The organism is Olsenella porci (assembly GCF_009695875.1).
Lineage (GTDB): Bacteria > Actinomycetota > Coriobacteriia > Coriobacteriales > Atopobiaceae > Olsenella_H > Olsenella_H porci.
The window spans coordinates 1-5299 of the sequence record NZ_VUNC01000010.1 but is presented as its reverse complement, the minus strand read 5'-3'; the positions used below and the strand labels follow the sequence as shown (position 1 = coordinate 5299).

Annotated in this window: 3 rRNA genes; all 3 read right to left on the bottom strand. The window is 65.4% G+C overall.

Annotated elements, in window-relative coordinates:
• Nucleotides 1-54: 54 nt before the first annotated feature.
• A 5S ribosomal RNA gene (rrf, locus tag FYJ68_RS09905) occupies nucleotides 55-169 on the bottom strand.
• Nucleotides 170-302: 133 nt separating this feature from the next.
• Nucleotides 303-3241: ribosomal RNA gene (locus FYJ68_RS09900) — 23S ribosomal RNA — on the bottom strand.
• Between the two features lie 236 nt (nucleotides 3242-3477).
• A 16S ribosomal RNA gene (locus FYJ68_RS09895) occupies nucleotides 3478-4992 on the bottom strand.
• Together the 16S, 23S and 5S rRNA genes form the textbook arrangement of a ribosomal RNA operon.
• Nucleotides 4993-5299: the final 307 nt, after the last annotated feature.

Sequence of the window (5299 nt, the reverse complement as noted above, 5' to 3'; positions counted from 1 at the left end):
AAAAGGAGGGGGCCCGCCCCCAAAGGGACGGACCCCCTCCGAATGCCTCTCGCGGGACGGCGGCGACCCGCTCTCCCACGGACTACTCCGCAGTACCATGGGCGCTCGGGGGCTTAGCTTCCGGGTTCGGGATGGTTCCGGGCGTTCCCCCCCTGCCATGGCCGCCGGCCCGCGAGGGGCATTCACTCCGAGGGCGCTCTCGCGTGCCCTGGGGGCCGCACAGCATGACTCCGACGACAGCCTCCCCCACGCCGCGGGACCGCGACCGGGCCTCCCCCCCCGAGGGGGGCCTGATGAAAAGGGAAGTCAAGAGCTCGGCCGATTAGTGCGGCTCGGCTGAGCGCCTCGCGGCGCTTGCACCTGCCGTCTATCAACCTCGTGGTCTACGAGGGGCCTTACCGAAGGGAGAACTCATCTCGGGACGGGCTTCCCGCTTAGATGCCTTCAGCGGTTATCCCGACCGGACTCGGCTACCGGGCAGTGCCATTGGTTGACAACCCGCGCACCGGAGGTCCGTCCACCCCGGTCCTCTCGTACTAGGGGCAGCCTCCCTCAGTTCTCCTACGCCCACGGAGGATAGGGACCGAACTGTCTCGCGACGTTCTGAACCCAGCTCGCGTACCGCTTTGAATGGCGAACGGCCATACCCTTGGGACCTGCTCCAGCCCCAGGATGCGATGAGCCGACATCGAGGTGCCAAACCTTCCCGTCGATGTGGACTCTTGGGGAAGATCAGCCTGTTATCCCCGGAGTACCTTTTATCCGTTGAGCGACGGCCATTCCACTCTGTGCCGCCGGATCACTAGAGCCTGGTTTCCCACCTGCTCGACACGTCCGTCTCGCAGTCAGGCCCGCTTATGCTCTTGCACTCAAGAGGACGGTTGCCGACCGTCCCGAGCGGACCTTCGCGCGCCTCCGTTACTCTTTGGGAGGCGACCGCCCCAGTCAAACTACCCACCAGACACGGTCCCCCGCCCGGGTCACGGCGCGGGGTTAGGATGCCAGAGCGTCGAGGGTGGTATTCCAAGGGCGACTCCCCCCGGACTGGCGTCCGGGGTTCTCTGTCTCCCACCTATCCTCTACACGACGGACCGGCAGCCAATGTCTAGCTGCAGTAAAGGTTCACGGGGTCTTTCCGTCCTTCCGCGGGTAAGTCGCATCTTCACGACTAGTGCAATTTCGCCGGGTCCATGGTCGAGACAGCGCCCAAATCGTTACGCCTTTCGTGCAGGTCGGAACTTACCCGACAAGGAATTTCGCTACCTTAGGACCGTTATAGTTACGGCCGCCGTTTACCGGGGCTTGGATTCGCCGCTTCGCTTGCGCTGACGGCTCCTCGTGACCTTCCGGCACCGGGCAGGCGTCAGACCCTATGCGTCGCCTTACGGCTTTGCAGAGTCCTGTGTTTTTGGTAAACAGTCGTTTGGGCCTCTTCGCTGCGGCCGCCCCGGGCTCGCGCGGCAAGCGCGTCCACCCGGGGCGGCACCCCTTCTCCCGAGGTTACGGGGTGATTTTGCCGAGTTCCTTAACCATGGTTCTCCCGATCGCCTTGGTATGCTCTACCCACCCACCTGTGTCGGTTTGCGGTACGGGCACCTCGCGGCTCCCCAGGGGCTTTTCTAGGGAGCGTGGGCTCACTCGCTTCGCCAAGGAGGCTTCGTCGCGCACCTCGGCCCTCGCGGGGGGCGATCTTCGCTACCCCCCGGCCTACGTGCGTTCACGGGGACGTCCAGAACCCCGCCGAGCTACCCTTCTCCGTCACCCCGTCGGTGATGTCGCCGCGCCGGTGGTGCAGGAATGTCGACCTGCTGTGCGTCGGCTACGCCTTCCGGCCTCGCCTTAGCCCCCGACTGACCCTGGGAGGATTAGCCTCGCCCAGGAAACCTTGGGTTTACGGCGGAGGCGTTTTCCACGCCTCTCTCGCTACTCATGCCAGCATTCTCGCTCCCGGCCGGTCCACCGCGGGTCGTCCCGCGGCTTCCCCCCGGACGGGAGGCTCCCCTACCGCCAGGCCCATGGCCTGGCCCGCCGCTTCGGTGCCGTGCTTAGCCCCGTATATTGTCGGCGCATGTCCACTCGACCAGTGAGCTGTTACGCACTCTTTGAATGGGTGGCTGCTTCTGAGCCAACATCCTGGTTGTCTGGGCGGACGCACATCCTTTGCCACTCGGCACGGACTTCGGGACCTTAGCGGGCGGTCTGGGCTGTTTCCCTCTCGAACACACAGCTTAGCCCACATGTTCTGACTCCCGGGCTCGGGACCCGCGGCATTCGGAGTTCGGTTGGTCTTGGTAGGCGGTGAGGCCCCCGCGACCATCCGGTGCTCTACCTCCGCGGGTAAGCGCCCGGGGCTAGCCCTAAAGCTATTTCGGGGAGAACGAGATATCTCCGGGTTTGATAGGCCTTTCACCCCTATCCGCGGGTCATCCCCCCAGTTTTCAACCTAGGTGGGTTCGGCCCTCCGCGGGGTCTTACCCCCGTTTCAGCCTGCCCCCGGATAGCTCACCCGGCTTCGCGTCCACGGCGCGCGACTCATCGCCCGTTTGGGACTCGCTGTCGCTGCGGCTCGCTTCGAGGCTTAACCTCGCCGCGCGCCGTGACTCGCTGGCTCATTCTACAAAAGGCACGCCGTCACCGCGCGAAGGCGCGGCTCCGACTGCTTGTGGGCACACGGTTTCAGGTGCTGTTTCACTCCCCTCCCGGGGTGCTTTTCACCTTTCCCTCACGGTACTGGTCCACTATCGGTCACAGGGTAGTGTTTAGGCTTGGGGGGTGGTCCCCCCTGCTTCCCACCGGGTTTCACGTGTCCGGCGGTACTCAGGTACCTGACGCCAGCCGGCGCGCTTCGCGTACGGGGCCCTAACCCTGTCTCGCCGGCCCTCCCAGGCCGTTCCGCTCGCTCGCCGGTTTATGACTGGACGATGTCAGGCCCTACAACCCCGGGGGCGCCTAGGCGCCTCCCGGTTTGGCCTCCTCCCCGTTCGCTCGCCGCTACTGGGGGAATCTCTGTTGATTTCTCTTCCTCCGGGTACTTAGATGTTTCAGTTCCCCGGGTTGCCCCCCGCCGGCCCATGTGTTCGGCCGGCGGGCGCCGGGGGTCATCCCCCCGGCGGGTTCGCCCATTCGGAGATCCGCGGGTCAGGCGGGCATGTGCCCCTAACCGCGGCTTATCGCAGCTTGTCACGTCCTTCGTCGGCTCCCTGTGCCAAGGCATCCGCCGTGTGCCCTTGCCATCTTGCCTTCCGGCAGGACGGCCCGGTGCATACCCAAGCGTGGGGCCCCGCGTGCGGGGCCTCGCTCAGATGCGATCTCGTAGTATGAAGAAGAATATCTATCGTCTTCGTCACGCTATGCGGCTCTCAAGGTACGCCGGGGGCGAGCCCTCGGGACCGGACGCTGCGCGCCTCGCGGCGCGACGAGTGGCAGGACAGGAGCTGGGACGGGCCGCCCACAAGGCACCCCCCTAGGTCTCCCTAGAAAGGAGGTGATCCAGCCGCACCTTCCGGTACGGCTACCTTGTTACGACTTCACCCCCCTTACCCTCCACACCTTCGGCGCCTCCCCCCCTCGCGGGTTGGGCCGACGACTTCGGGTGCAGACGACTCGGGTGGTGTGACGGGCGGTGTGTACAAGGCCCGGGAACGCATTCACCGCGGCGTGCTGATCCGCGATTACTAGCAACTCCGACTTCGTGGAGGCGGGTTGCAGCCTCCAGTCCGAACTGGGGCCGGCTTTGGGGATTCGCTCGCGCTCGCGCGCTGGCAGCCCGCTGTGCCGGCCATTGTAGCACGTGTGCAGCCCAGGGCATAAGGGGCATGATGACTTGACGTCGTCCCCACCTTCCTCCGGCTTGACGCCGGCGGTCTCGCATGGGTGCCCGGCCGGACCGCTGGCAACATGCGACGGGGGTTGCGCTCGTTGCGGGACTTAACCCAACATCTCACGACACGAGCTGACGACAGCCATGCACCACCTGTCTTGGCTCCTCTCGGCCACGGCGTCTCCGCCGCTTCACCAAGATGTCAAGCCCTGGTAAGGTTCTTCGCGTTGCTTCGAATTAAGCCACATGCTCCGCTGCTTGTGCGGGCCCCCGTCAATTCCTTTGAGTTTTAGCCTTGCGGCCGTACTCCCCAGGCGGGACACTTAATGCGTTGGCTGCGGCACGGGGGGATCGTCCCCCCACACCTAGTGTCCATCGTTTACGGCTGGGACTACCAGGGTATCTAATCCTGTTCGCTCCCCCAGCTTTCGCGCCTCAGCGTCAGTCGTGGCCCAGAAGGCCGCCTTCGCCACCGGTGTTCTTCCCGATATCTGCGCATTCCACCGCTACACCGGGAATTCCGCCTTCCCCTGCCAGACTCAAGCCGGCCGGTATCGGGAGCGGGCGGGGGTTGAGCCCCCGGATTTGACTCCCGACCTAGCTGGCCGCCTACGCGCGCTTTACGCCCAATGAATCCGGATAACGCTCGCCCCCTACGTATTACCGCGGCTGCTGGCACGTAGTTAGCCGGGGCTTCTTCTGCAGGTACCGTCACCTCGCGGCCTCGTCCCTGCTGAAAGCGGTTTACGACCCGAGGGCCTCCTTCCCGCACGCGGCGTCGCTGCATCAGGCTTTCGCCCATTGTGCAAGATTCCCCACTGCTGCCTCCCGTAGGAGTCTGGGCCGTGTCTCAGTCCCAATCTGGCCGGTCGGTCTCTCAACCCGGCTACCCATCATCGCCTTGGTGGGCCGTTGCCCCGCCAACAAGCTAACAGGCCGCGGGCCCATCCCTCGCCGTCTGGGCTTCGCCCGCGCCCCCATGCGGGGGCGCGGGGTCGTCCGGTATTACCCACGGTTTCCCGAGGCTGTCCCGGTGCGAGGGGCAGGTTGCCCACGTGTTACTCAGCCGTTCGCCACTGCCTCGGCGCCCGAGGGCGCTCCGGCCGTTCGACTTGCATGTGTTAGGCGCGCCGCCAGCGTTCATCCTGAGCCAGGATCGAACTCTCGGTTCGGTGCCCCCCGAGGGGGGCTCCTCTGTTTAAGTGCATCTCGAAGAAAGTTATCGGGGTGCCCCGGGGTCCGGCCCGGCCCGGCTCGCTGATCTGGATTCGCTTGGGCCCGAATCGACGTTCGTGATTGAACCTCTGTTCGAGCTTCGCTAATCTGCTGTCACTTGTCGATCTCATCGATCGCAGTATCCGGTTCTCAAGGTTCGCCGCCGCCCGCCGGGCCCGAGGCCCCCGTGCGGCGCGAGGAACAACTATACGCGGCGCCGCGCCCGACGGGGCCGGGCTTCCGCGCCTCCACGAGACGCACACA